The organism is Macrococcus equipercicus, from assembly GCF_004359525.2.
GTDB lineage: Bacteria > Bacillota > Bacilli > Staphylococcales > Staphylococcaceae > Macrococcus > Macrococcus equipercicus.
In genome coordinates this window covers 94,297-117,808 of record NZ_SCWC02000005.1, presented here as the reverse complement: position 1 = coordinate 117,808, position 23,512 = coordinate 94,297, and the positions used below count along the sequence as shown (strand labels likewise).

Annotated in this window: 21 protein-coding genes, 23 tRNA genes and 1 rRNA gene; 41 read left to right on the top strand and 4 right to left on the bottom strand. The window is 47.1% G+C overall.

What is annotated here, in order from left to right:
• Positions 1-21: 21 nt before the first annotated feature.
• The 34 genes from rrf to ERX35_RS08250 all read left to right on the top strand — a co-directional run bounded on the left by rrf (position 22) and on the right by ERX35_RS08250 (position 11,201).
• Positions 22-136, top strand: a 5S ribosomal RNA gene (rrf, locus tag ERX35_RS08415).
• Positions 137-146: 10 nt separating this feature from the next.
• Positions 147-222: transfer RNA gene (locus ERX35_RS08410), tRNA-Val, on the top strand.
• Between the two features lie 11 nt (positions 223-233).
• Positions 234-309, top strand: a tRNA-Thr gene (locus ERX35_RS08405).
• A gap of 5 nt (positions 310-314) precedes the next feature.
• A tRNA-Lys gene (locus ERX35_RS08400) sits at positions 315-390 on the top strand.
• A 10-nt stretch (positions 391-400) separates the two neighbouring features.
• A tRNA-Leu gene (locus tag ERX35_RS08395) sits at positions 401-484 on the top strand.
• A 5-nt stretch (positions 485-489) separates the two neighbouring features.
• Positions 490-564: transfer RNA gene (locus tag ERX35_RS08390), tRNA-Gly, on the top strand.
• Between the two features lie 32 nt (positions 565-596).
• Positions 597-685, top strand: a tRNA-Leu gene (locus ERX35_RS08385).
• 5 nt (positions 686-690) lie between these two features.
• Positions 691-764 (top strand) — tRNA-Arg (locus ERX35_RS08380).
• A gap of 16 nt (positions 765-780) precedes the next feature.
• Positions 781-854: transfer RNA gene (locus ERX35_RS08375), tRNA-Pro, on the top strand.
• Between the two features lie 26 nt (positions 855-880).
• Positions 881-956 (top strand) — tRNA-Ala (locus tag ERX35_RS08370).
• A 14-nt stretch (positions 957-970) separates the two neighbouring features.
• Positions 971-1,044 (top strand) — tRNA-Met (locus ERX35_RS08365).
• 32 nt (positions 1,045-1,076) lie between these two features.
• Positions 1,077-1,150, top strand: a tRNA-Ile gene (locus ERX35_RS08360).
• A gap of 10 nt (positions 1,151-1,160) precedes the next feature.
• Positions 1,161-1,253, top strand: a tRNA-Ser gene (locus tag ERX35_RS08355).
• A gap of 51 nt (positions 1,254-1,304) precedes the next feature.
• Positions 1,305-1,378 (top strand) — tRNA-Met (locus ERX35_RS08350).
• A 4-nt stretch (positions 1,379-1,382) separates the two neighbouring features.
• Positions 1,383-1,458: transfer RNA gene (locus tag ERX35_RS08345), tRNA-Asp, on the top strand.
• Between the two features lie 5 nt (positions 1,459-1,463).
• A tRNA-Phe gene (locus tag ERX35_RS08340) sits at positions 1,464-1,536 on the top strand.
• Between the two features lie 12 nt (positions 1,537-1,548).
• Positions 1,549-1,624, top strand: a tRNA-Thr gene (locus ERX35_RS08335).
• A 7-nt stretch (positions 1,625-1,631) separates the two neighbouring features.
• A tRNA-Tyr gene (locus tag ERX35_RS08330) sits at positions 1,632-1,715 on the top strand.
• A 5-nt stretch (positions 1,716-1,720) separates the two neighbouring features.
• Positions 1,721-1,794, top strand: a tRNA-Trp gene (locus ERX35_RS08325).
• Positions 1,795-1,796: 2 nt separating this feature from the next.
• Positions 1,797-1,869: transfer RNA gene (locus ERX35_RS08320), tRNA-His, on the top strand.
• Between the two features lie 10 nt (positions 1,870-1,879).
• A tRNA-Gln gene (locus tag ERX35_RS08315) sits at positions 1,880-1,951 on the top strand.
• A gap of 9 nt (positions 1,952-1,960) precedes the next feature.
• A tRNA-Cys gene (locus ERX35_RS08310) sits at positions 1,961-2,034 on the top strand.
• A 12-nt stretch (positions 2,035-2,046) separates the two neighbouring features.
• A tRNA-Gly gene (locus tag ERX35_RS08305) sits at positions 2,047-2,121 on the top strand.
• Positions 2,122-2,241: 120 nt separating this feature from the next.
• Positions 2,242-2,325 (top strand) — tRNA-Leu (locus ERX35_RS08300).
• 71 nt (positions 2,326-2,396) lie between these two features.
• On the top strand, positions 2,397-2,912 hold the full coding sequence (locus ERX35_RS08295; RefSeq protein ID WP_149459452.1) for a GNAT family N-acetyltransferase: 516 nt from the start codon (positions 2,397-2,399) through the stop codon (positions 2,910-2,912).
• Positions 2,913-2,923: 11 nt separating this feature from the next.
• Positions 2,924-3,388, top strand: coding sequence for an NUDIX hydrolase (locus ERX35_RS08290; protein ID WP_170234590.1), 465 nt, complete (start codon positions 2,924-2,926; stop codon positions 3,386-3,388).
• 44 nt (positions 3,389-3,432) lie between these two features.
• Positions 3,433-4,473 (top strand): PTS sugar transporter subunit IIC, encoded by a 1,041-nt coding sequence (locus tag ERX35_RS08285; protein WP_246143145.1) that lies wholly within the window; start codon positions 3,433-3,435, stop codon positions 4,471-4,473.
• 128 nt (positions 4,474-4,601) lie between these two features.
• Positions 4,602-6,026 carry an ABC transporter substrate-binding protein/permease gene (locus ERX35_RS08280; RefSeq protein WP_149459457.1) on the top strand — a complete coding sequence of 475 codons (1,425 nt, stop codon included), beginning with the start codon at positions 4,602-4,604 and terminating at the stop codon, positions 6,024-6,026.
• Complete coding sequence (locus ERX35_RS08275) at positions 6,019-6,741, top strand: amino acid ABC transporter ATP-binding protein (protein ID WP_149459449.1); 723 nt, start codon at positions 6,019-6,021, stop codon at positions 6,739-6,741. Before ERX35_RS08280 ends, ERX35_RS08275 begins: the two co-directional genes overlap by 8 nt.
• Positions 6,742-6,846: 105 nt before the next feature.
• Positions 6,847-7,983 (top strand): tRNA epoxyqueuosine(34) reductase QueG, encoded by a 1,137-nt coding sequence (gene queG / locus ERX35_RS08270; protein WP_149459448.1) that lies wholly within the window; start codon positions 6,847-6,849, stop codon positions 7,981-7,983.
• A complete protein-coding gene (gene trmL, locus ERX35_RS08265; RefSeq protein WP_149459447.1) occupies positions 7,970-8,446 on the top strand; it encodes a tRNA (uridine(34)/cytosine(34)/5-carboxymethylaminomethyluridine(34)-2'-O)-methyltransferase TrmL in 477 nt (158 codons plus the stop codon). Before queG ends, trmL begins: the two co-directional genes overlap by 14 nt.
• An 11-nt stretch (positions 8,447-8,457) precedes the next feature.
• Positions 8,458-9,201, top strand: a complete 744-nt coding sequence (gene nfsA / locus ERX35_RS08260) for an oxygen-insensitive NADPH nitroreductase (RefSeq protein WP_149459446.1) — start codon at positions 8,458-8,460, stop codon at positions 9,199-9,201.
• Between the two features lie 221 nt (positions 9,202-9,422).
• On the top strand, positions 9,423-10,565 hold the full coding sequence (nagA, locus tag ERX35_RS08255) for an N-acetylglucosamine-6-phosphate deacetylase (RefSeq protein WP_149459445.1): 1,143 nt from the start codon (positions 9,423-9,425) through the stop codon (positions 10,563-10,565).
• A gap of 21 nt (positions 10,566-10,586) precedes the next feature.
• The gene (locus ERX35_RS08250) at positions 10,587-11,201 is read left to right on the top strand and encodes a 6-phosphogluconolactonase (protein WP_149459444.1); all 615 of its coding nucleotides are present in this window, start codon (positions 10,587-10,589) and stop codon (positions 11,199-11,201) included.
• Between the two features lie 207 nt (positions 11,202-11,408).
• Here the strand turns inward: ERX35_RS08250 and ERX35_RS08245 are convergent, their stop codons facing one another.
• Complete coding sequence (locus tag ERX35_RS08245; protein ID WP_149459443.1) at positions 11,409-12,317, bottom strand: nuclease-related domain-containing protein; 909 nt, start codon at positions 12,315-12,317, stop codon at positions 11,409-11,411.
• Between the two features lie 110 nt (positions 12,318-12,427).
• Here ERX35_RS08245 and ERX35_RS11445 point away from each other — a divergent pair, with 110 nt between their 5' ends.
• From ERX35_RS11445 to ERX35_RS08230, 4 genes are all read left to right on the top strand, one after another.
• Complete coding sequence (locus ERX35_RS11445) at positions 12,428-12,580, top strand: SAS053 family DNA gyrase inhibitor (protein ID WP_170234589.1); 153 nt, start codon at positions 12,428-12,430, stop codon at positions 12,578-12,580.
• Positions 12,581-12,667: 87 nt separating this feature from the next.
• Complete coding sequence (gene fumC / locus ERX35_RS08240) at positions 12,668-14,053, top strand: class II fumarate hydratase (RefSeq protein ID WP_149459442.1); 1,386 nt, start codon at positions 12,668-12,670, stop codon at positions 14,051-14,053.
• A 50-nt stretch (positions 14,054-14,103) separates the two neighbouring features.
• Positions 14,104-15,630: an exopolyphosphatase gene (gene ppx / locus ERX35_RS08235; RefSeq protein WP_149459441.1), complete on the top strand. Its 1,527-nt coding sequence runs from the start codon at positions 14,104-14,106 to the stop codon at positions 15,628-15,630.
• Positions 15,631-15,694: 64 nt separating this feature from the next.
• Positions 15,695-17,854, top strand: coding sequence for an RNA degradosome polyphosphate kinase (locus ERX35_RS08230; protein ID WP_149459440.1), 2,160 nt, complete (start codon positions 15,695-15,697; stop codon positions 17,852-17,854).
• A 35-nt stretch (positions 17,855-17,889) separates the two neighbouring features.
• Here ERX35_RS08230 and ERX35_RS08225 read toward each other — a convergent pair whose 3' ends face one another.
• Together ERX35_RS08225 and ERX35_RS08220 are read right to left on the bottom strand one after the other, a co-directional pair.
• The gene (locus ERX35_RS08225) at positions 17,890-18,501 is read right to left on the bottom strand and encodes a nitroreductase family protein (protein ID WP_149459439.1); all 612 of its coding nucleotides are present in this window, start codon (positions 18,499-18,501) and stop codon (positions 17,890-17,892) included.
• A gap of 64 nt (positions 18,502-18,565) precedes the next feature.
• The gene (locus tag ERX35_RS08220) at positions 18,566-19,387 is read right to left on the bottom strand and encodes an RluA family pseudouridine synthase (protein WP_149459438.1); all 822 of its coding nucleotides are present in this window, start codon (positions 19,385-19,387) and stop codon (positions 18,566-18,568) included.
• An 80-nt stretch (positions 19,388-19,467) separates the two neighbouring features.
• Here ERX35_RS08220 and ERX35_RS08215 point away from each other — a divergent pair, with 80 nt between their 5' ends.
• The 3 genes from ERX35_RS08215 to ERX35_RS08205 are packed head-to-tail and all read left to right on the top strand — an operon-like array spanning position 19,468 to position 22,753.
• A complete protein-coding gene (locus ERX35_RS08215) occupies positions 19,468-21,006 on the top strand; it encodes a bifunctional GNAT family N-acetyltransferase/carbon-nitrogen hydrolase family protein (protein ID WP_149459437.1) in 1,539 nt (512 codons plus the stop codon).
• A 6-nt stretch (positions 21,007-21,012) separates the two neighbouring features.
• Positions 21,013-22,116, top strand: coding sequence for a GAF domain-containing sensor histidine kinase (locus tag ERX35_RS08210; RefSeq protein WP_149459436.1), 1,104 nt, complete (start codon positions 21,013-21,015; stop codon positions 22,114-22,116).
• A 4-nt stretch (positions 22,117-22,120) separates the two neighbouring features.
• A complete protein-coding gene (locus tag ERX35_RS08205) occupies positions 22,121-22,753 on the top strand; it encodes a response regulator transcription factor (RefSeq protein ID WP_149459435.1) in 633 nt (210 codons plus the stop codon).
• Between the two features lie 51 nt (positions 22,754-22,804).
• Here ERX35_RS08205 and ERX35_RS08200 read toward each other — a convergent pair whose 3' ends face one another.
• Positions 22,805-23,509 carry an SDR family NAD(P)-dependent oxidoreductase gene (locus tag ERX35_RS08200; protein ID WP_149459434.1) on the bottom strand — a complete coding sequence of 235 codons (705 nt, stop codon included), beginning with the start codon at positions 23,507-23,509 and terminating at the stop codon, positions 22,805-22,807.
• Positions 23,510-23,512 lie beyond the last annotated feature (3 nt).

Sequence of the window (23,512 nt, the reverse complement as noted above, 5' to 3'; positions counted from 1 at the left end):
GGGTATAATTCACCCCATCTGTCTGGTGACGATGGCAGAGAGGTCACACCTGTTCCCATACCGAACACAGAAGTTAAGCTCTCTAGCGCCGATGGTAGTTGGACTGACGTCCCGCGAGAGTAGGACGCTGCCGGGCAGAAACATTCGGAGGATTAGCTCAGCTGGGAGAGCATCTGCCTTACAAGCAGAGGGTCGGCGGTTCGATCCCGTCATCCTCCACCATTTATTATTATGCCGGAATAGCTCAACTGGTAGAGCAACTGACTTGTAATCAGTAGGTTGAGGGTTCAAGTCCTTTTTCCGGCACCATGTTAGAGCCATTAGCTCAGTTGGTAGAGCATTTGACTTTTAATCAAAGGGTCAGAGGTTCGAATCCTCTATGGCTCACCATTTTAAATATGCGGGTGTGGCGGAACTGGCAGACGCACTAGACTTAGGATCTAGCGCCTACGGCGTGGGGGTTCGACTCCCTTCACCCGCACCATATTTGCGAAAGTAGTTCAGTGGTAGAATACAACCTTGCCAAGGTTGGGGTCGCGGGTTCGAATCCCGTCTTTCGCTCCATTATTATTTTTTTGTCAAAAATCGATATATCAGCCGGGGTGGCGGAACTGGCAGACGCACAGGACTTAAAATCCTGCGGTAAGTGATTACCGTACCGGTTCGATTCCGGTCCTCGGCACCATTTATGCGCCCGTAGCTCAATTGGATAGAGCGTTTGACTACGGATCAAGAGGTTAGGGGTTCGACTCCTCTCGGGCGCGCTAATTATTTTTGCTACGGGAAGTAGCTCAGCTTGGTAGAGCACTTGGTTTGGGACCAAGGGGTCGCAGGTTCGAATCCTGTCTTCCCGACTTACTTCTTAAGTAGTTTATATTATGGGGGCTTAGCTCAGCTGGGAGAGCGCCTGCTTTGCACGCAGGAGGTCAGCGGTTCGATCCCGCTAGTCTCCACCATAATAATTTAATACGGCGGCGTAGCTCAGCTGGCTAGAGCGTACGGTTCATACCCGTGAGGTCGGGGGTTCGATCCCCTCTGCCGCCACTAATTTTTTAAAAGTGTAACTTCTGGATTTAGGACCTTTAGCTCAGTTGGTTAGAGCAAACGGCTCATAACCGTTTGGTCGCAGGTTCGAGTCCTGCAAGGTCCACTTATATAATGGAGGAATACCCAAGTCCGGCTGAAGGGATCGGTCTTGAAAACCGACAGGGGCTTAACGGCCCGCGGGGGTTCGAATCCCTCTTCCTCCGCCATTATTTTTTACTTCAGCACTCAACAAGAATAAACACACTATTTATTATTATCGCGGGATGGAGCAGTCTGGTAGCTCGTCGGGCTCATAACCCGAAGGTCGGCGGTTCAAATCCGCCTCCCGCAACTAAGGTCCCGTGGTGTAGCGGTTAACATGCCTGCCTGTCACGCAGGAGATCGCCGGTTCGATCCCGGTCGGGACCGCCATGTATGGCTCAGTAGCTCAGTCGGTAGAGCAATGGATTGAAAATCCATGTGTCGGCGGTTCGATTCCGTCCTGAGCCATCTTTTTATTATGCCGGAATAGCTCAACTGGTAGAGCAACTGACTTGTAATCAGTAGGTTGAGGGTTCAAGTCCTTTTTCCGGCACCATGTATTTGGAGGGGTAGCGAAGTGGCTAAACGCGGCGGACTGTAAATCCGCTCCTTCGGGTTCGGCAGTTCGAATCTGCCCCCCTCCACCATAAATAGGGGCATAGTTTAACGGTAGAATAGAGGTCTCCAAAACCTTTGATGTGGGTTCGATTCCTACTGCCCCTGCCATGGCGATTGTGGCGAAGTGGTTAACGCACCGGATTGTGGTTCCGGCATTCGTGGGTTCGATTCCCATCAGTCGCCCTTCTATTCTTGGGGTATAGCCAAGCGGTAAGGCAACGGACTTTGACTCCGTCACTCGTTGGTTCGAATCCAGCTACCCCAGCTCTTTTCTGGCGCCATAGCCAAGTGGTAAGGCAGAGGTCTGCAAAACCTTTATCACCGGTTCAAATCCGGTTGGCGCCTCCATTCATCATATATGCGGGAGTATTTCAATTTTTAGAATAATGACCTTCCTGGTCAGAGATACAGGTGCAAGTCCTGTCTTCCGCTCCATATTTTATATTGTGCGGGAGTATTTCAACTTTAGAATACGAATCTTCCTGATTCGAGATATAGGTGCAAGTCCTATCTTCCGCTCCATTATTTTTGATTAAATGCTCTTTATAATATTACGCCGGCGTGGCGGAATTGGCAGACGCGCTGGACTCAAAATCCAGTTCCCTCACAGGAGTGCCGGTTCGACCCCGGCCGCCGGTATCTGAACCCTGAAACTTATGTTTCAGGGTTTTTTTAGTGTATAATAAGACAAATGTACAGGAGGTGCTCAATTGATTGATTATATAAAGCCGGCTCTTGAACACAAGAGCGCTTTAAAAGCACATTATAAGCGGGTCATTACCCATACATTTCAAGTAGACGGTATTGACGATGCTGAAGACCTGCAGCATGAAATCGATACGAAATATAGTTATATTGAGCGCTATTATCGTCAGATGGATGTATGCTTTATAATAGCTAAAGATGATAAGCAGATCATCGGCGGCATTGCCTCCTATCGTCCAAACAGTAACATCGACAAGATGATGAAAGGCAAGTTGAATCACTTATATGAAATAGGTTCGTTGTATGTCAATCCAGCATATCAGGGGCAGGGGATTGGCAGTACATTGATCAGACAGATGCAGGAAGAGCTGCGGGCTGCTGGAATACGTGAATTCTGTTTTGATGCTTCGTATACTCTTGCGATCAAAACATGGACGAAGATGTTTGGTCCTGCGACCTATGTAGTTAAAGATTACTGGGGTGAGGGCGGGAATCATCATATATGGGTGGTCACCCTTTAAGGAGAAAAACTATGGACTTATCTCTGTTATTAGACAGCCACAAACTAAATATGAGAACATCGGCGATCATTCGGCGCGGTGATGAATGGTTGATGCATTACGGGGTCAACGACGAATTTATCACGACGGTCGGCGGACGCATTAAGTTACTGGAAGATTCACAGTCTGCGCTGATAAGAGAGCTGAAGGAAGAGTTAAATTTGACAGTAAGTGCGAATGAGCTTCAGTTTAAAACGATTATCGAGAGCTTCTTTGATTACAGAGGGACGCATTATCATGAGCTGCTATTTGTCTACTTATTAGAAGTCGGCGATGAGCTGGGTGAAGGAGAAATATTTGCACAGCCCGACCCTCATTTTGTCTTCAAATTCTATTCAGCAGCAGAATTGGATCAGGAGATTATTAAGCCTCAGGAATTAAAAGTATTAATGCTCGGAAAAGATAACCACGGTCACTATATAGCGGATAATCTTTAACAGCAGAGATTAAAACAGAAAGTCGGTCATTTATGGAAAAACATATGTCTTTTAAATCATTCTACTTCAATATATTGAACGGTATGGCAACCGGAATTGTAGTGGCACTGATTCCGAATGCGATGCTCGGTGAGCTGTTTAAATACTTAAGTCAGTATCATGAGCTGTTTACAGTGCTGACGCAGTACTTGATGATGTTCCAGTTCAGCGCCTCTATTATCATCGGGGTGCTTGCAGGATATCAGCTGAAGTTCAACGGCATTCAGAGTGTCATTCTCGGCGGGGCGGCATTTATCGGTTCTGGTGCGGTCCAGTTCACGGATAAAGGGGCAAGTCTTGCCGGTATGGGTGATCTGCTTAATATGCTGCTGACAATAACTGTAGCGGCCCTTGTCATCAGAGCGCTCGGCAACCGGCTCGGCACGCTGAACATTGTCTTTCTGCCGATACTGGCAGGCGTTCTGCCCGGGGCCGTCGGAACGTTTACGCTGCCTTATATGAAGATGGTCACAGGCTCACTCGGCCAGGTCATCGCGCATTTTACGACGTTAAATCCACTCGTCATGTGCATTTTAATATGCACTGCTTATGCACTGCTGATGGCGACACCTATTTCTTTAGTCGCAATCGCCACGGTGATCAGCTTGTCAGGTTTAGGGAGCGGCGCTGCCAATTTAGGGATTACGGCATGCTGTTATACGTTTATTGTCGGTTCCTGGTTCGTCAATGATAAAGGGGTGAATACAACACTCGTCATCGGCGCTGCCAAGATGATGATGCCGGTTTATGTCAGACATCCTATCATTATGGTGCCGCTGATAATCAATGGCATCGTCGGCGGTACAATGGCTTATTTCATGGGCGTTCAAGGGACGCCGATGTCAGCAGGGTTCGGCTATACAGGGCTTGTCGGTCCGCTCAATGCGTTTAAATATATGGACAGCAGTGCTTTAGTCAATGTCCTGAAACTGCTTGCAGCTTATGTCCTCGTGCCGCTGCCGGTCAGCATATTAGCCCATACCGTGCTGTTGAAAATTCTGCCGGGATATCACGCTGATATTTATCAATTTAATAAAAGTGAGTGATAAAAAATATTCTGTTAATTAACAGAATATTTTTTATTTTTAGTATTGTATATTATTTCAATGACCTGTATACTTTTATACAGGAAAGTAACAAAGGGGGCAGTGAATTGAAGAAATTAGTCGTGTTCATGATGATGACCGTACTGCTATTGTCTTGTATTCCGTTTAAATCGGCGAGTGCACAGGACGATCAGTATGAGACCATTAAAAAAAGAGGGGAAATTCGCGTCGGGCTGTCTGCTGACTATGCACCATATGAGTTTGAGCAGACTGTCAACGGTAAAAGTGAATATGTCGGCATAGACATTGAGCTTGCCAAAAAGATCGCGAAAGATTTAGGGGTAAAATTAAATGTTGTAGATATGTCATTTGACAGTCTGCTCGGTTCGATGAAAACGGGTAAGATTGACGTCATTATTTCAGGGATGTCACCGACACCTGAACGTCGTAAAGAAGTGGACTTCACAGATAATTACATGGAAGTCACTCAGCGTATGGTTGTTCAGAAGAAGAATAAAGATAAACTTAAATCAATTAAAGACTTCTCAGGTAAAAATATTGGGGTGCAGAAGCAGACGACTCAGGAAGCATTAGCACAAAAAGAAATTCCAGATGCAAACTTGTCTTCATTAACGCGTGTGCCTGAAATCATCATGTCACTTAACTCCGGTAAGATTGACGGGGTTATCCTTGAAGGACCGGTAGCTGATGCATACCTCTCAAAAAACACAGGACTTTCTTATTCAAAACTGCAGTTTGCAGATGCGGCTAAAGGAACAGCAATCGCTTTACCGAAAGATTCACCGGAGCTGCTTGATAAGCTGAATGCCAGCATTAAAGAAGTGCGGGACCAGGGATTGATTAAAGACTATCAGAAAAAAGCCAATAAAGCGATGTTTGAAGAAGGGTCATTCTTAAGCAAGTATGGCAATTACTTCCTGAAAGGGATTGGAGCGACGATTCTGATTTCTATCTTCGGTGTTATACTCGGTTCGTTGTTCGGCGGCATTCTGGCCTTTATGAAACTGAGCCGAAACATCATCGTGAAAGCTATCGCATGGATATATATTGAGTTCGTCCGCGGCACACCACTATTAGTGCAGGTGTTCCTTGTTTACTTCGGTACAACAGCAGTGCTTGGCCTTGATCTGTCAGCATTTGTCTGCGGTGTCATTGCTCTGATACTGAACTGTGCAGCGTATATCGCTGAAATTATCCGTGCAGGTATTAACGCAGTCGACAGAGGACAGATGGAAGCGGCACGTTCACTCGGTTTAAGTCATTCACAGGCGATGAACAAAGTCATCATGCCGCAGGCCATTAAAAACATTCTGCCGGCACTTGGTAATGAATTTATCACTGTTATTAAAGAATCATCAATTGTGTCTGTTATCGGTGTCAGCGAACTGATGTTCAATGCACAGAAAGTGCAAGGTGCATCGTTTGATCCGTTTACCCCATTGTTGATTGCCGCAGTTGCCTACTTTATCCTGACATTCACGTTATCTCGTGTGATGAATGTCTTCGAAAGGAGAATGAGTGTAAGTGATTAATGTAGAAAACCTTCATAAAAGTTTCGGACAAGTAGAAGTATTAAAGGGGATTGACCTTGAAGTGGCATCAGGAGAAGTAGTGGCAGTAATCGGACCGTCAGGAAGCGGCAAATCGACATTTTTAAGATGCCTGAACCTGCTTGAAACACCGACAGGCGGCCGCATTATATTTGAAGGGGAAGTGCTGAACGCGAAAGGGGCAAACATCAATAAACTCCGTCAGAAGATGGGGATGGTGTTCCAGAACTTCAATCTCTTCCCGCATAAAACGGTGCTTGAGAATTTGACGCTGACACCGATGCTTGTTAAGGGTGAGAAGAAAGAGTCAGCAGAGCAGCGCGCATTAGGACTGCTCGAAAAAGTCGGACTGAAAGAACGGGCAGGTGCTTATCCGTCGCAGTTATCAGGTGGACAGAAGCAGCGTGTCGCGATCGCAAGAGCACTGGCGATGAACCCGGACGTGATGCTCTTCGATGAGCCGACTTCAGCGCTTGACCCGGAGATGGTCGGTGATGTGCTGCAAGTTATGAAAGACCTCGCACGTGAAGGGATGACGATGGTTGTTGTGACACACGAAATGGGATTTGCACGAGAAGTAGCAGACCGCGTTGTCTTCATGGATAAAGGAATCGTCCAGGAAGAAGGGACACCGGCGCAAGTATTCGGCAGCCCGCAGAACGAACGGACGCAGAACTTCCTATCTAAAGTATTATAGTAAGCGACTAAAATAGAGCTATCAAATAAGCCGGCAACCGAAGATTTATTTAGGTGCCGGCTTGTTTTTGTGTTAAAATAGTTGCATTGATTTGGAGGTGAGTACATGTCAGAACAGCTGAAGCAGGAGATTATCGCCTACAGCAGAACGATAGGTATAGATGCCATCGGATTTACGACGGCTGAACCGTTCGAAGAGCTGCGGCCGAAGCTTGAAGAGTATTATTCGAAGGGATACGCATCCGGGTTTGAGAGTTCTGATATCGAGCTCAGAATCGATCCGAAGAAATCACTGCCGTCTGCGCGCTCCATCATTGCCATTGCAGTCGGCTATCCGAACCGGCTTCCAGATGCGCCGCGAAGCATACGCGGGGAGCGGCGGGGTATGTTCGCCCGCTCGTCATGGGGAATGGATTACCATTCGCTGCTCAGGAAGCGGCTGACACTGCTGCAGGCATTCATCGAGGAACGGATGCCGTCTGCCGAATGCCTGTCGATGGTAGACACAGGCGTGCTGAGTGACCGGGCAGTCGCAGAGCGTGCGGGGCTCGGCTACGCAGCAAAAAATGGCTTTATACTGAATGACAAGCTCGGCACATGGACGTATCTCGGTGAACTGCTGACGTCGATTCCGCTGCCGCCGGATAAGCCGGTCAGCGACAGCTGTCTCGACTGCACAATATGCATCGACCGCTGTCCGACAGGTGCACTGGTCGGGAACGGCCAGCTGAACGCTCAGAAATGCATCAGTTTTCTGACGCAGACGAAAGGCTTTCTTCCTGATGAGTACCGCGGAAAGATCGGTAACAGGCTGTACGGCTGCGATACTTGTCAGCAAGTCTGCCCGAGAAACCGCGGTATTAACACACTGCAGGATGATATCATTCTTGAGCCGCTGAAGCTGAAGCCGCTGCTCGAGCCGCTGCTGACCATCAGTAACAAGATGTTCAAAAATGAATACAGTCATCTAGCAGGCAGCTGGCGGGGTAAGAAGCCGATCCAGCGCAATGCGATTATTGCGCTGGCGCATTTCAAGGAAGAGTCAGCCGTCCCGGCGTTGAAAAAGGTCGCCGTCGAAGACACGCGCCCTGTCATTAAAGGGACTGCTTACTGGGCCATCGGCAAAATCGCAGGCCAATTGGAAGCGCCGTTTTTGAAGGAACGGTATAATATAGAAGAAGACGCAGAAGTCAGAAATGAAATATTAAAAGGTTTAGAGGAGATTGAACATGTCATCAATTAATGTCGTTTTATATCAGCCGGAAATTCCGGCGAATACAGGTAATATCGCAAGAACTTGTGCAGCAACGGATACGACACTGCATTTAATACGTCCGCTCGGATTTTCAACGGACGATAAAATGCTGCGCCGTGCAGGCCTTGATTACTGGAAATTCGTCAACATCATCTACTATGACAGCATCGAGGAATTTTTCGACAAGACAGCAGGCGGTAATTACTATTTGCTGACGAAGTTCGGCAAAAAGCCGCATACAACATTCGACTATTCAGACACGTCAGTCGACCATTACTTCATCTTCGGCCGTGAGACGACAGGACTTCCGGACTGGGTGAAAGAGAAGTATATGGACACGGCCCTCAGAATTCCGATGAATGACAATGTACGTTCACTGAACTTATCCAATACTGCAGCGATTTTAGTATACGAAGCGCTGAGACAGCAGAACTACCCAAATCTTAAATAAGGACTGATTACATGAATGAAGTAGTGAAGCAGCTGATGGAGCACCGTTCAATCCGGAAATTTGAAGATAAATCACTGGACGAGGATACGGTAAAAATACTGGTCGAAGCAGCACAGCAGGCATCGACATCAAGCTTTGTCCAGGCATACTCTATTATCGGGGTGACTGATCCTGAGATCAAACAGGCACTGCGCGCCATCAGCACACAGGACTACGTTGAACATAACGGCCATCTCTTTGTTTTTATCGCCGATTTCAAACGGCACCATATAATCGCTGAACGGGCAGAAGTCTCCATCGATGATTACTTCGGTGCGACAGAGAGCTTTATCGTCGGCACAGTTGATGCCAGCCTTGCCGCACAGAACATGGCTGTAGCCGCAGAAAGCATGGGGCTTGGTATATGCTATATCGGCAGCCTGAGAAATAATATGGCTGAAGTCATTGAACTGCTCGGGCTTCCTGATTATACGTATCCGTTATTCGGCATGGTCGTCGGCTATCCGGCACAGACGGGCAGCAGAAAAGCACGCCTGCCGTTTGAACATGTCTATCACGAGAACCGTTATGAGACAGGTGCCGAGTACTTGCAGCAGATAGCAGCGTATGATGAAGAGATTGCTGACTACTACCGTGAACGTACGGACGGTAGACGCAGTGATAAGTGGAGCAGCCAGGTCACTGATATGCTGAGCAGGAAGACCCGCACAGACGTAGACGGCATCGTTAAAACCCAGGGCTTTTTGCAGCAGTAATAAAAGAAAGACAGGACCGGCTCAGCCGATTCTGTCTTTTATTTGTTAAGATCTTCGTCTCTAATTCCGTAGTTAGATTCTCTGCCGGCAGTTAACATAGCGACAATGAAAGATAAAGCAACCATACCAATTAAAATTGTGCCCATTGATGTTGGCCTCCTATACTATTATTGATTTTATTATATACTAAAGCCAGACTAAAGAAAAGGAGACGTTAGGACATGCAGGTTATAAACAATGTGAAAATTTACACGGAGCATGCAGTCATCGAGCGGGGCTATGTTCTAATAGATGGAGAACGGATTGCGGCGGTCGAGCCCGGAGACTATGCCGGAGACTGCACTGACGTGATGGACGGGGGCGGCCATATACTGCTGCCGGGGTTCATTGATATTCATATCCACGGCGGTTACGGAGTGGACACGATGGATGCTGACAAGGACGCGCTCACTACGCTGACAGAAGGCCTCCTTAGTGAGGGGACGACATCTTTTCTCGCGACGACGATGACAGAAGATTTAAGCCGTGTGAAACGTGCACTTGATGCTGCGAGCGCTTATGATGGTCCTGGTGCAGAGATCATCGGCATTCATGTCGAAGGGCCGTTTATTTCCGAGCATAAAGTCGGTGCCCAGAATCCGGACTATGTCAGGCGTCCGACTGTCGAGTTAATTGAGGAGCTGCAGCGCTCAGCGCGTGGTAAAATTAAAATTATGACTATCGCACCCGAAGTGGAAGGTGCGATGGACGTCATCCGGGAAAAACATGAGGATATCATCTTCTCGCTCGGTCATACTGTAGCGACATTTGATGAGCTGAACGAGGCAGCAGCAGCGGGGGCAGCGCATATCACCCATCTCTATAATGCGGCGACACCGTTTGAACACCGCGAACCCGGGGCATTCGGTGCAGCATGGTTGAATGATGGACTGAAGACAGAATGTATAGTAGACGGTGTTCATTCTCACCCCGCCGCTGTCAAAATTGCCTACCGGTTGAAAGGGCGTGACCGCTTCATGGTCATCACCGATGCGATGCGTGCCAAAGGAATGCCTGACGGGGATTATGAGCTCGGTGGTCAGCGGGTCATCAAAAAAGGCGGTAAGGCCGTACTCGCTTCTGGGACGCTTGCCGGCAGTATTCTGAAAATGAATGATGCGCTGCGCAACTTTATGGCTTATACTGGTGAGACACTTGATAATGCATGGCGCGTCGTCAGCTATAACCAGGCCGTCGCTCTCGGCATGCAGCAGGATATCGGCAGCATCAAAGCAGGGAAGTATGCGGACCTCGTTTTAGTGGATCACGAGTTAAATGTTTTAACAGCAGTGAAAAAAGGGTATATGAAATTCATTAAAAACTAGGTTGTACAGGAGGAAAACATCATGGCTATGAACTTTAAAATATTTGATTCTAAAGGCATCGCAGCAAAATATGCAGCGGACCTTGTACGTAAACAGATGAACAACAATCCAACATCCATCATCGCTTTCGCTATGAATGATGAGCAGGATTTTTTCTATCGTGCATTAATAGAGGATGTGACGAAAAATCCAGTGGATGCCAGCCAGATCCATGTGTTCGACTATGACAAGAATGAAGCAAGCTTCAAACAGATGGGCATCGTCACAGAACAGCTGCATAAGGCAGACAGAAACGGCAGCCTGCAGCATGACGTGAAAAAAGTGAAGACTAAAGAGAACAAAGGCAAGCTGACGATGCTTGTGACGACGTTCAATGCAGACGGCAGCATCGGCTACCGTGAAGTCAATGCAGATAACGAGGAAGGTCTGCTGACAGCGCGTGAAGTCATTGTGCTGGTGACAGGACCTGACAAAGCAAAGGCAGTCAAACGCCTGTACGAAACGGCTGAATCTCAGACGACGTTTGAAGCGGCCAACTTAAAAGGACACCGCATGGTCACTGTTATCCTCGATAACGAAGCAGCACAAGGATTACCTGCGGATATCCGCGAATATTACCGCTCATTATTCTCCTGATATAACAGAACATCGGCTGCGGCCGATGTTTTTTGTTTGTAAAGAGTGGGAACATGGAAGATGAGCTGAGTGTTCTGATTGAAGACACTCGTAAGCAGAAATGGAGCTGAGTGTCCTGATTGAAGACACTCGTAAGCAGAAGTGGAGCTGAGTGTCCTAATTGAAGACACTCGTGATTACGAATTCTCATGAGTGTCTTCCATTTAATTATTTATAGTGCCAGCCCTCATAATTACCCTTAGTCAGCAGATAATTTTTCGACAGAACTCGCTGGATGGTTCTTTTGTCAATCGACTCTCCAAGCCAGTCAGTCACTAACTTAGTAGTTATCGGTTTATCCGGCCAGATTCGTGAGATTTCTTTAACACCATTAGAAATAACGGCAGCCGTGCTTATGTCAGTATTGCATTTCAGGCACCGGAACTTTCTCTGGCTAATCCGCTCTACTTTGTTATAACATACAGAGCAGTAGGTGCCTTTTGTCACTTTGGAATAGTCGATGTCCATCTTTTTATCGAAATCATTGGGAACGCTGCGCTTCATTAGGTGATTGACTAATGGGACGGTGCTGCGCCAATTAAATCGTCTACGGTATTTCGCGAGTACAAGCGCGAAGTTACTGGTGGCCAGCACGTCGCCGCGGAGCAGCATGCCATGAATGCACTGGCTGTCATTTATGAAAAACGGGTAGACGATAACATCGATGTAGGGATCGAACTGCGCAACATAAGCGCGCAGCAGTTTCTTCAGGCGCGCCAGCTGATCGTTCAGCGCTGTGAACGGCTCTCCGCTCATCATGTAAAATAAGCCGTCCGCAGCATGCAGATCGAACGATAAGTTCTTGACTTCAAACACCAGCACGCAGTCGTCCAGAACAATCAAACTATCAACCTGCACTTGCTGAAAATCAATATTCAATCTGAGGTCACTAATATAAATGCCATCAAACCCATCAAAAAAACAACTCAGCACTTCATCGACACGAGTTTCACCGTATTCACCTTTTAATAGCTTGTCACACCTTGCAGCAGTGTCGTCAAAAAAGTGGAAGCGTTCCTGCAGCAGCCGGAAACACTCTGCCTGGTGCAATGATACACGTGGTTTCAATGATTTCATCCATACCTCCGCTACATATAAAATTTAACAATTATAAGATATATCATTTTGTTAACATTCACAACTTTGAGCGTTATGTAGTATAATCATTTAAAAAGGAGGTCATGATAATGACAGACCGCTATCAAGATCAGGACAACGAAATGGTGCAGGACTTCGACGATGTTGTCGAACTGGGCAAGGAGATGGAGCAGATTTCACTCCGCAACGAAGAAGACCGGGACAATGACTGGTCGGAAGAAGATGACGCGCAGAACAGTTGAGAAATCAGCTGTTTTTCTATGAAAACAGATGAATGAAAGCGTTATTTATTGTAGAATGGACTTATTAAGAGATAAGGGGAGAAAAGAATGTCTGTAAGAATTGAACATGATACATTTGGTGAAATAGAAGTACCTGCGGATAAATACTGGGGCGCACAGACGCAGAGAAGTAAACAAAACTTCCCGGTCGGTAAAGAAAAGATGCCGATTGAAGTTGTCTATGGATTCGCGCATCTGAAGAAAGCGGCAGCGATCGTCAACAAGGACCTCGGCAAACTATCCGAAGCTAAATGTGAGGCGATCGTCAAAGCATGTGACGATGTGTTATCCGGTAAGCTGGATGACCACTTCCCGCTTGTCGTCTGGCAGACAGGAAGCGGTACGCAGAGCAACATGAATGTCAATGAAGTGGTGGCTTTTGCAGCGAACAAGTATTTACAGGAATCAGGCAGCGATGAATCTGTTCATCCGAACGACGATGTCAACAAATCTCAAAGTTCAAACGATACTTATCCGACAGCGATGCATGTCAGCCTGTACAGTGAAATTGAAGAGCGGCTGCTGCCTGCACTGGCAAAACTGCGTGACACATTGAAGCAGAAAGAAGAGCAGTTCGATCATATCATCAAGATCGGCCGTACGCACTTACAGGATGCGACACCGCTGACGCTCGGTCAGGAGATTTCCGGCTGGAGATATATGCTCGACAAATGTGAAGCACTGCTTAACTTATCCCGGAAAGAACTGCTTAACCTTGCTATCGGTGGCACTGCAGTCGGCACCGGCATCAATGCGCATCCGGAATTCGGCGATAGAGTCGCAGCTCAGATCAAAGCACAGACAGGCTATGATTTTATTTCTTCTCCTAATAAATTCCATGCTTTAACAGCTCATGATGAAGTGACATTTGTCCACGGTGCCTTAAAAGCACTGGCAGCTGATTTAATGAAAATCGCCAATGATGTTCGCTGGCTGTCATCAGGACCACGTGCAGGTCTCGGTGAACTGTCCATCCCGGAAAATGAACCCGGCTCATCAATTATGCCTGGTAAGGTCAATCCGACTCAAAGTGAGATGCTGACGATGGTCGCTGTACAGGTCATGGGAAATGACGCGGCAGTCGGTATTGCGGCAAGCCAGGGTAACTTTGAGCTGAATGTCTTCAAACCAGTGATCATGTACAATACACTGCAGTCTATTTATTTGCTGGCTGACGGCATGAACTCGTTTAACGACAACTGCGCAGTGGGTATAGAACCGATAGCAGACAATATCTCCGATTACTTAAACCGTTCTCTTATGCTGGTCACTGCACTCAACCCGCATATCGGTTACGAAAAAGCAGCATATATTGCGAAGACTGCTCATAAAGAAGGACTGACGTTAAAACAATCCGCGATTAACAGCGGTTATTTAACAGAAGAGCAGTTCGACGAGTGGATTAAACCAGAAGAGATGATCCACCCAAAATAATTGGAATGCCTGCATGATAGCAGGCATTTTTTACTAAAGAGAGGTTCACCATGAGAAGAATAGGATTAGTGGATATCGGTTCAAACACCATCCGCCTTGTTATATTTGAATACTCGGAGTCAACCGGCCTGCAGGAACTCCAGAACATCAAGACGCCGGCCCGGCTGTATCAGTATCTGAATCGAGATAAAGTGATGGCACAGGAAGGGATAGAAGTGCTCTGCAGTACGCTTCAAAGCTTTCAGCAGGTAGCTGCGAAGTTTCATGTGGAAGCTTTATATCCAGTGGCGACAGCAGCGGTCCGGCAATCAAAGAATATCGAAGAAATTATTAGTTACGTCAAAGAACAGACAAATATCACGATGCAGATTGTCACGGAGAAAGAAGAAGCGTTCTATGGCTACTATGCGGTTGTCCATACGCTTAACTTCAGCGACGGTGTCACAGTGGATATCGGCGGCGGTAGTACAGAAGTCACCTACTTTGAAGACAAGGAACTGAAGTTCTCGCACAGTTTCCCGTTCGGCGTCGTGACCCTGCAGAAGCTGTTCTTTGAGAATAAGAAGCATAATGATGACAAAGCTGTGTCTCAGGCACGTGCATTCATTAAAGAGCAGCTGCAGAGCTTAAAATGGCTGGCGAAACGAAAAGTGCCGATTATTGCCATCGGTGGCTCTGCCCGTAATATTGCCCGCATTCATCAGTCGCTTGTCGAATATCCGATAGCCGGTGTTCATGGCTACTCCATGAAAGAGGAAGACATTAGTGTCGTCTACAAGAAGCTGATGAGTTCAACGATGGATGACCTGGAAGACTTGGACGGACTGAGCCGCGACCGGAGAGACATCATCATCCCGTCGACACTGCTGTTCAAGGAACTGTATGAAGAAGTGGAGGCAACTGAGTTTGTCTTCTCCCGTAAAGGTCTGCGTGAAGGTGTCATCATGTCCATCCTCGAGAAAGAATACAAACACCCGTTTGATAAGCATGAAGTGTTCAAAGAAAGTCTGCGCAACTTGGCTTACAGCTATAATATCGGGCGGCAGGAAGCGCTGCAGCGTCAGAGGCTCGCTGAAATGCTCTATTATGAACTTGAGAAGAACGACTTGATAGACGGAAACAAACTGGATAAAAAACTGCTGCTTCAGTCAGCTTACTTATTTTATCTCGGCAGTTACATCGATTCCGATGCAGCGAGCCAGCATACGTACTATATCATTTCCAACTCAAGCTTAAACGGCGTGTCCCACCGCAACCGGGTGAAGCTTGCCTTATTATCCAGCTACAAGAATAAAACGCTGCTGAAATTCTTCGCGGATGAAACGGGATGGTTCACAGAAGCCGAAAAAGCCAAGATTCAGCTCCTCGGCAGTATACTGAAATTTGCCTATGCACTGAACAGCAGCAATACAAGCGTCGTGAACTCTCTTTATCTTGAAAAGCATAAAGACCGCTATAACTTAGTTATAATGTATAAAGGCGATCCGATAGCCGAAGAATATCAGGCTGAAAGACAGAAGAAACACCTTGAGAAGATTGTGAAAGCAAAAATTCACATCACTTTTACAGAGAATTAACAATAGTTCGTTATAACTTAAGTCGGGATAATATTTTAACTATTAAAAGTGGAAGTGATAATATATGGAGACGACAAACGTGATTGATTTGAACAACAAGCAATATTACAACAATAGAGAAGTAAGCTGGGTCGCATTTAACCACCGCGTCATTGAAGAAGCTCTGGATAAAAGAAATCCGCTGTTAGAACGATTGAAGTTTCTTGCCATCGCTTCTTCAAACTTAGATGAGTTTTTCATGGTCCGCGTCGCAGGACTGAAAGACCAGATTAAACTTAACTTCAATGAGCGTGAAAACAAGACGCAGATGACACCTAAAGAACAGCTTGTAGCTATCGACAAAGACAACAGAGAGAATGTCAGGCTGCAATATGAGCAGTATCACCAGCTGCTGCAGGAACTGGAAGGGCATAACGTTTTTCTCAAGCAGCCGGAGGAACTCGAACCGCATAATTATGAGGTAATCAAGCAGCGCTTTGAGTTTGAAATTATGCCGACACTCACGCCGCTCGGCATTGATGCCTACAGACCGTTTCCGAAGCTGTCCAATAAGTCATTGAATGTCTTTGTGGATGTAGTTGATGCAACAGGCGAGGACAAATCAGCCATCGTCCAGATTCCGGCACTGTTAAACCGCATTATTCTGCTGCAGGATGATCAGCGCATGATTTTTGTCATGCTGGAAGATGTCATCATCCATTTCATCGGCAGATTATTCAGTGGACATGAAGTACGCCGTGCATTTACGTTCAGAATCACGCGTAATGCCGACTTATCGATTCATGAAGACGGTGCAGAAGACCTGCTCATTGAAATCGAAAAGTTCCTCAAAAAACGAAAGAGCGGTGCCGCTGTCCGCCTTGAGATCGATACGAGAAACGATCCGACAATCGGTGGTTCTTTCCTGACTCACGAACTGGAGATCGAGGAGCGCGATGTCTACAAGATTGACGGCCCGCTTGATTTGACGATGCTGTTCCAGTTATCCGGCATGGTGTCGAAAAAGTACCCGCAGTTCGAATTTAAGAAATTCGAGCCGGCACCGCCTGCCTCACTCGGCATAAGAAATGTGTACGAAGCAGCACGCGAGCGCGATGTGTTCTTCCATCACCCGTATGAATCTTTCCAGCCGATTGTGGATTTCATTAAGGAAGCGTCAGTTGATCCGGCGACGCTTGCCATCAAGCAGACGCTGTACCGCGTTTCCAGTGATTCTCCGATTATTGAAGCATTAAAAAATGCAGCTGAAGCCGGCAAACAGGTCACTGTGCTTGTAGAGCTGAAGGCGCGTTTTGATGAAGAGAACAACGTGCACTGGGCGAAGATGCTTGAAGAAGCAGGATGTCATGTAATCTACGGGATGACCTACTTGAAGACCCATAGTAAGATTACGCTCGTCATCAAGAAAATCAACGATGAACTTGTGCCTTATGTTCATCTTGGCACCGGTAACTATAATGATAAAACCGCGAAAATCTATACCGATATGGGCATCATTACGACGAACAAGGAAATCGGGCAGGACGCGATGAACTTCTTCAATTACTTAAGCGGTTATTCTGAGAAGCCGGAATACAATAAGCTGCATGTAGCACCATTTGAGATACGGGAGGAGTTTCTGGATCACATCGATCAGGAGATTGAATCACACCGTCAGAATGGCAATGGCCTGATCATTGCAAAGATGAATTCGCTGACGGATAAAGCGGTCATCAAAAAACTGTTTGAAGCGAGTCAGGCCGGCGTTAAAGTGAACTTGATCATCCGCGGTATCTGCTGTCTGAAACCCGGCATTCCCGGCGTCAGTGACAATATCCGCGTGATTAGTATCGTCGGACGGTTCCTCGAGCATTCAAGAATTTATTATTTCTATCATAACGGCGAAGAAAGAATGTACTTATCGTCAGCAGATATGATGACAAGAAACATGATCAAACGGGTGGAAATTCTATTCCCGATCCTTGATCCGGACATTGTCACACGGCTGAAAGATTTTCTGCAGCTCCAGCTGAATGATAATCAGAAAGCGCGTGAACAGGATATGAATGGTGTGTATCATTACGTGAGAAATGAACTTGAGCCGCTTAATTCACAGGAATATTTAGTGAAAGAAGCAGAGCAGTTCAGACGCTCACTGAAAGAGAAACCCGCTGTGCCGGAACCAGTCATGTCGCGCCGTTCTAAACTGCTTGACCGTGTGATTTCACGTATAAGAAAGAACTAAATAAAGCATCCCGCAAGGGATGCTTTATTTAGTGTCTATAGAAAAGTTGCAGTTTCTTTGACCGATAATCTTGCGGTCGCACGAGGTTCCTGACGCGTTCTGCCGATGGTGATGAGCATGAGCGGTAAGTAACGCTCCTCAATATTGAACTGTCTGATCAGTTCGGTCCGTTTGAAGCCGCCGATCGGGCAAGTGCCGAGCCCGGCAAGTGTTGCTGCGTTCATCAGCTGCATCGCTGCAAGTGAGGCATTCAGCACGCCGGACTCAAAGCGATATTCTGCTTTCGCGTAAGCACTGTCAATCTGCTTTGTCAGCAGTGCCTTGATTTCTTCGGTCATACGACCTTCCGCGACGTCACGGCTGAAGACCGGCTCTGCCTGTTTATGTGCTTCCCGGTCAGCGAGAATCACCACTGTTGCACTTGAGTCAGCAATCTGCTGCTGGTGGAATGCAATCGGCAGTAACGCAGCTTTTGCTTCGTCACTATGGATGACCAAGTACTTCCAGTGCTGCAGATTCCATGCTGATGGTGCCTGATTGGCTTTGTTGATCAGCTCTGACAGTTCGTCCTGAGTGAGCTTGAAGGCTGGATCATATTCTTTCACTGAGCGTCTGTCAAAGAAAATATCTCTATGTGTTTGTATCATAATAATCCTCCGTGTTAAATCTTCCTAGTTATTATGGTAAGACTGAAAGTGAGAAAATGCAATATTACTGCTTCAATTCAGCCTGTACGAGTTCACCGGTAAACGGATGGATGAAGCTGAGCTTATAGCCTGTCAGCTGGAGCTGGCGAAGCTTGGAGTCACTGTACAACGGGTCGCCGAGCACAGGGTGGCCGATAGCTGCGAGATGCACCCGGATCTGGTGCGTCCGTCCTGTATCAAGCTTCAGTTCGACTTCAGTGACACCGTCCCCGAGCACTTGAGAGCTGATGATATGTGTCACTGCGTGCTGACCCGTATCGGACACACGGCGTTTATTCGGATGGAACTTATCTTTGCCGATCGGCAGTTCAATCGTCTGGTTTTTAATGGGCAGAAGACTTCTGACTTTCGCTTTATAAGTCCGGGTAATTTCACGCTGTTCAAGCATGCGGTCGAGAATTTTTTTGATCAGCGGATTTTTAGCGACGAGCACTAGGCCGACTGTCTCCTGGTCAAGGCGGTGAATCGGTTCGACATAGTCAGATTTCAATGTATAGACGGCATGATTCAGTAGTGTATTGGTTTCCATCATGTCGTTTGGATGTGTCTTGACGCCTTTTGGTTTTACGAGCACCGCTAAATAGTCATCTTCATAGACGACTTCACAGAGCCGGTGAGACGACTTATACTGGCTGTGCTCCTCAGCGACAGGCAGCTCCAGAACATCTCCTGTGTGCAGCTGTGTGGCGAACAGAGCAGGCTGACTATTCACGGTCAGCGCTTTAGACATTCTCAGCTCATGAATCATTTTCTTCGGCAGCACCCAATGTCTGAGCAGTTCTTCGATTGTCATTCCTTTAAATTGATCATTTATCGTTATTTTCATTGTTTCCTCCAGAGCAGTTCGTTTGATAGTACTTATAATCGTGTATAATATATGTATAGTTTACATGAAGGAGCTTGAACATGACAGAAGAATTGAATCTTGAGAAGTTTAACAAGTCTATAGAAGCGCGTCAGATGACATTTGAAGATATAGAAGAAGTGATGCAGCTGCAGAAAATCTGTTTCGCGGGTATGGATCCGTGGAAGAAAGAGCAGCTGGAATCGCATCTGAATTTATTCCCGCGCGGCCAGATGGTCATAGAATATGAAGGCCGCATTATCGGCTCATGCTCTAGTCTGATTATTAACTTTGATGAATATGATGACAGACATACATGGGATGATATTACCGATAACGGTTATATTACGAATCATAATGAGAACGGTCATAACTTATACGGTATTGAAGTGATGGTTCACCCTGACTACCGTGGCATGCGCGTCGGACAGCGGCTGTATGAGGCACGCCGCGAAATTGCCTATGAATTGAACTTGAAGAGTATTATTATCGGCGGCCGCATCCCGAACTATCATCTTTACAAAGATGAACTGACACCGCGTGAGTATGTGACTGATGTCATGAAGCGCAAAATTAAGGACCCGGTGCTGACGTTCCAGTTTATGAACGGCTTCACGTTGATGCGTATCAATCCGGGTTATTTGAAGGATGACGTGAAAAGCAGCAAATACGCGACATTGATGGAGTGGAACAATCCTGACTTTGTGGCGAAATCAAATCTTCATTTCAAGACGAGTCATCCGATACGTATCTGCACGGTCAACTACATGATGCGTAAGATCGATTCTTTTGAGGAGTTTGCGAATCAGATTGAATACTTTGTCGACGTGGCCTATGATGCCGGCAGTGATTTTGTCGTCTTCCCGGAACTATTGACTACACAGCTTATGAGCTTTGATGAGAAGCGGAGTCCTGCTGAGTCTATCCGCCAGCTGACCAATTACACAGAGCAGTACATTGAGATGTTCAATGACTTTGCGCTGCGCTATAACATCAACATTATCGGTGGCTCGCATTTCGTTGAGGAGAACGATGACATTTATAACATCTCCTACTTATTCCGCCGTGACGGCTCTATTGAGAAGCAGTACAAAATCCATGTGACACCGAACGAACGCCGCTGGTGGGGAATTTCTCCGGGCAAGAAAGTCGAAGTGTTCGATACAGACTGCGGTAAGATTGCAATCCAGATCTGTTACGATGCTGAGTTCCCTGAAATGGCACGTATCGCAACCGAAAAAGGTGCGAAGATCATCTTCACACCGTTCTCAACAGAAGACCGTCAGAGTTATCTGCGCGTTAAATACTGCTCAATGGCCCGTGCAATCGAGAACCAGATTTACACGGTGACGAGCGGTACATGTGGTAACTTGCCGCAGACTGAAAACATGGACATCCAGTATTCAGCGTCAGGTATATATACGCCGAGTGATTTCGGGTTTGCCCGTGATGGTATTATAGGTGAAACAGGGGAGAATCTGGAGATGGTCATGATCGGAGACGTCGACTTGGAAGTGCTGCGCCGCGGCCGTGAAGATGGTACCGTCAGACAGCTGCGTGACAGACGTCATGACCTATACCGCGTCGAATATAAGAGATAAGAGACCATGAAGTCGAGGACCGCTTTACTTAAAGAGATCGCGGAGTTTCTGAATGAAGAGACAGAGACTTATTCCATGCTGGACGGTGCACTGAAGCGGCTTGTCGAAGGCACTGATTTTTCGACCGGCTGGATTTTCTTCATTGATGATGAAGGCAGCCATCAGCTGATCTCTGACTACCGGCTGCCGGATGCACTTGAGCAGAATGACTGTCACTATATGACGGCAGGACCGTGCTGGTGTGTGTCCAGATATCATCAGGGGAAGCTGACGAAAGCATCCAATATCATCACGTGCTCCCGCATCGTCAAGGCTAATCGTCAGCATCCGGACGGGACCGCTGATATTACGCACCATGCAACAGTGCCGCTCCAGTCAGGGCAGGAACGGTTCGGGCTGCTGAATGTCGCCGCTCCACATAAAACAAGCTACAGTGAAGATGAGCTGGAACTGCTGGAGTCCGTCGCGTTTCAGATCGGCAGCGCTATTAAACGCATATTTCTGACAGAGCGCGAACGTGAGATTGCACTGACTAATGAACGGAACCGTCTTGCGCGTGACCTTCATGATTCAGTCAACCAGATGCTGTTCTCACTCAGACTGACTGCGCATGCTGCCGCCGCCAATACAAAGGATGACAGAGCGAAATCTGCATTTGAAATTATAGAAGCAACCAGTCAGTCGGCAGTCAATGAGATGCGCGCACTGATCTGGCAGCTGAAGCCTATCGGACTTGAGCAGGGCCTTGCTCATGCCATCCATCAGTATGCGGATGTCCTTAACTTGAACGTGACGATGCACATCAATGGACTGATTCAGCTGGATAACAAAGAAGAGACGGTCGTCTTCAGAATTGCCCAGGAGGCACTGAATAATATAAAGAAGCATGCAGGAACAGCTGAAGTGGAAATCACAATCAATCAGCTGACGGCATTCAGCCTGACGATCAAAGACAATGGTAAAGGATTCGCTGTGCAATCGGCGAAGCAGCTGCCGACGCATGGACTGGCTAATATGAGGCAGCGGGCAGAGTCAATCGGCGGGATGCTGTTCATTACGAGCAGTATGGACACCGGCACAGTCGTTACATTTACGCTGCAGGAAGGATGACGGAATGACTTCAATTATACTGGTCGATGACCACCATATCGTCAGACAGGGACTGAAGTTCCTCATCAGTTCGATGACGGATTATACCATTGCGGCTGATTTTAGCGACGGGTTCGAAGTCATCGATTATTTAACGACACATGAACCACCGGACTGTATTTTAATGGACCTTGTCATGCCGAAGATGGACGGCATCAAGACGACGAAGACATTGAAGGCACTGCATCCCGACCTTAAGATTCTTGTGCTTTCAAGTTATATTGACGAAGAGCATGTGCTCGGTGTGATGGAAGCTGGTGCAGACGGCTATGAAGTGAAGGATGCAGAACCCGGTAAGCTGATAGAAACAATCCGCCGGGTAGTCGCCGGAGAAAAAATCTTTCATCCGTCTGTCATGACTGCTGTCAGAAACGCCGAACAGCTGCCGCATTTACAGAAGAAGCTGTCCAAGCGTGAACTGGAAGTGCTGGAGCAGATGGTCAAAGGACTGACGAACAAGGAAATAGCGGGTATTTTATTCGTGTCTGAGAAAACCGTCAAAACGCATGTCAGCCACATCTTCTCAAAGCTTGAGGTCAACGACCGGACGCAGGCTGCCATCTATGCGATGACTTATCATTTAGTGAAAAAGCAATAAGCATCAAAACTACAGTAAAACAGCACACTTTAACAAAGTGTGCTGTTTTTGTTATGGCTGATAAGTCCAGCCTTGGTCGTTATGATAGATCATCTGCTTAGTCATGCCGCCGTCAATCGTGATCTGTTCGCCTGTGATGAAGCCTGCTTTATCTGAAGCAAGGAACAGTATCATGTCGACGATATCTTCCGGCTTACCGACGCGTCCCGCGGGATGCTGGCTGTTGTTCGCACCTGAAAACGTCTGTCCTGTAGTAGCTATCCAGCCGGGTGCAATCGCATTGACTCTGACTTTGCCGCTTAACGAGATTGCCAATGCATGAGTCAAGGAGCTGATGCCGCCTTTAGCAGCTGCATAGCTTTCAGTCTGCGGCTGACTCATCGTCGCTCTCGTCGATGCAATATTGATGACCGCACCTCCTTGTCTGAAGTGCGGCTGGAAGAGCTGGGTGAGAAAGAAAGGCGCTGTCACACCGACTTTTAAGGCATAGTTGAATTCCTCATAAGAGCAGTCATCGAGCCCTTTCATTAAAGGCAGCGCGTTGTTGACAAGTATATCGATATGTCCGAAGTCCTGGATGACTTGGTTCTTGAACTGAATGAGCGTCTGCTCATCAGCGATATCACCTGTGAAATAATCATTAGGTGCCATATCAATGACCGCGACATGTGCCCCTTCTTTCTTGAATGCTTCTGCTGCAGCTCTGCCGATACCATTTGCGGCACCGGTAATGACCACTACTCGCTCTTTAAACATCGA

What these genes read in the sequence shown, in the direction of transcription:
- ERX35_RS11445 (WP_170234589.1), top strand. Translation starts at nt 12,428, where the DNA reads ATGACAGACCGCTATCAAGATCAGGACAACGAAATGGTGCAGGACTTC.
- ERX35_RS08210 (WP_149459436.1), top strand. Translation starts at nt 21,013, where the DNA reads ATGAAGTCGAGGACCGCTTTACTTAAAGAGATCGCGGAGTTTCTGAAT.
- ERX35_RS08205 (WP_149459435.1), top strand. Translation starts at nt 22,121, where the DNA reads ATGACTTCAATTATACTGGTCGATGACCACCATATCGTCAGACAGGGA.
- ERX35_RS08285 (WP_246143145.1), top strand. Translation starts at nt 3,433, where the DNA reads ATGTCTTTTAAATCATTCTACTTCAATATATTGAACGGTATGGCAACC.
- ppx (WP_149459441.1), top strand. Translation starts at nt 14,104, where the DNA reads ATGAGAAGAATAGGATTAGTGGATATCGGTTCAAACACCATCCGCCTT.
- ERX35_RS08290 (WP_170234590.1), top strand. Translation starts at nt 2,924, where the DNA reads ATGGACTTATCTCTGTTATTAGACAGCCACAAACTAAATATGAGAACA.
- ERX35_RS08215 (WP_149459437.1), top strand. Translation starts at nt 19,468, where the DNA reads ATGACAGAAGAATTGAATCTTGAGAAGTTTAACAAGTCTATAGAAGCG.
- ERX35_RS08230 (WP_149459440.1), top strand. Translation starts at nt 15,695, where the DNA reads ATGGAGACGACAAACGTGATTGATTTGAACAACAAGCAATATTACAAC.
- trmL (WP_149459447.1), top strand. Translation starts at nt 7,970, where the DNA reads ATGTCATCAATTAATGTCGTTTTATATCAGCCGGAAATTCCGGCGAAT.
- ERX35_RS08250 (WP_149459444.1), top strand. Translation starts at nt 10,587, where the DNA reads ATGGCTATGAACTTTAAAATATTTGATTCTAAAGGCATCGCAGCAAAA.
- fumC (WP_149459442.1), top strand. Translation starts at nt 12,668, where the DNA reads ATGTCTGTAAGAATTGAACATGATACATTTGGTGAAATAGAAGTACCT.
- ERX35_RS08220 (WP_149459438.1), bottom strand. Translation starts at nt 19,387, where the DNA reads ATGAAAATAACGATAAATGATCAATTTAAAGGAATGACAATCGAAGAA.
- nfsA (WP_149459446.1), top strand. Translation starts at nt 8,458, where the DNA reads ATGAATGAAGTAGTGAAGCAGCTGATGGAGCACCGTTCAATCCGGAAA.
- ERX35_RS08225 (WP_149459439.1), bottom strand. Translation starts at nt 18,501, where the DNA reads ATGATACAAACACATAGAGATATTTTCTTTGACAGACGCTCAGTGAAA.
- ERX35_RS08200 (WP_149459434.1), bottom strand. Translation starts at nt 23,509, where the DNA reads ATGTTTAAAGAGCGAGTAGTGGTCATTACCGGTGCCGCAAATGGTATC.
- ERX35_RS08280 (WP_149459457.1), top strand. Translation starts at nt 4,602, where the DNA reads ATGATGATGACCGTACTGCTATTGTCTTGTATTCCGTTTAAATCGGCG.
- nagA (WP_149459445.1), top strand. Translation starts at nt 9,423, where the DNA reads ATGCAGGTTATAAACAATGTGAAAATTTACACGGAGCATGCAGTCATC.
- ERX35_RS08245 (WP_149459443.1), bottom strand. Translation starts at nt 12,317, where the DNA reads ATGAAATCATTGAAACCACGTGTATCATTGCACCAGGCAGAGTGTTTC.
- queG (WP_149459448.1), top strand. Translation starts at nt 6,847, where the DNA reads ATGTCAGAACAGCTGAAGCAGGAGATTATCGCCTACAGCAGAACGATA.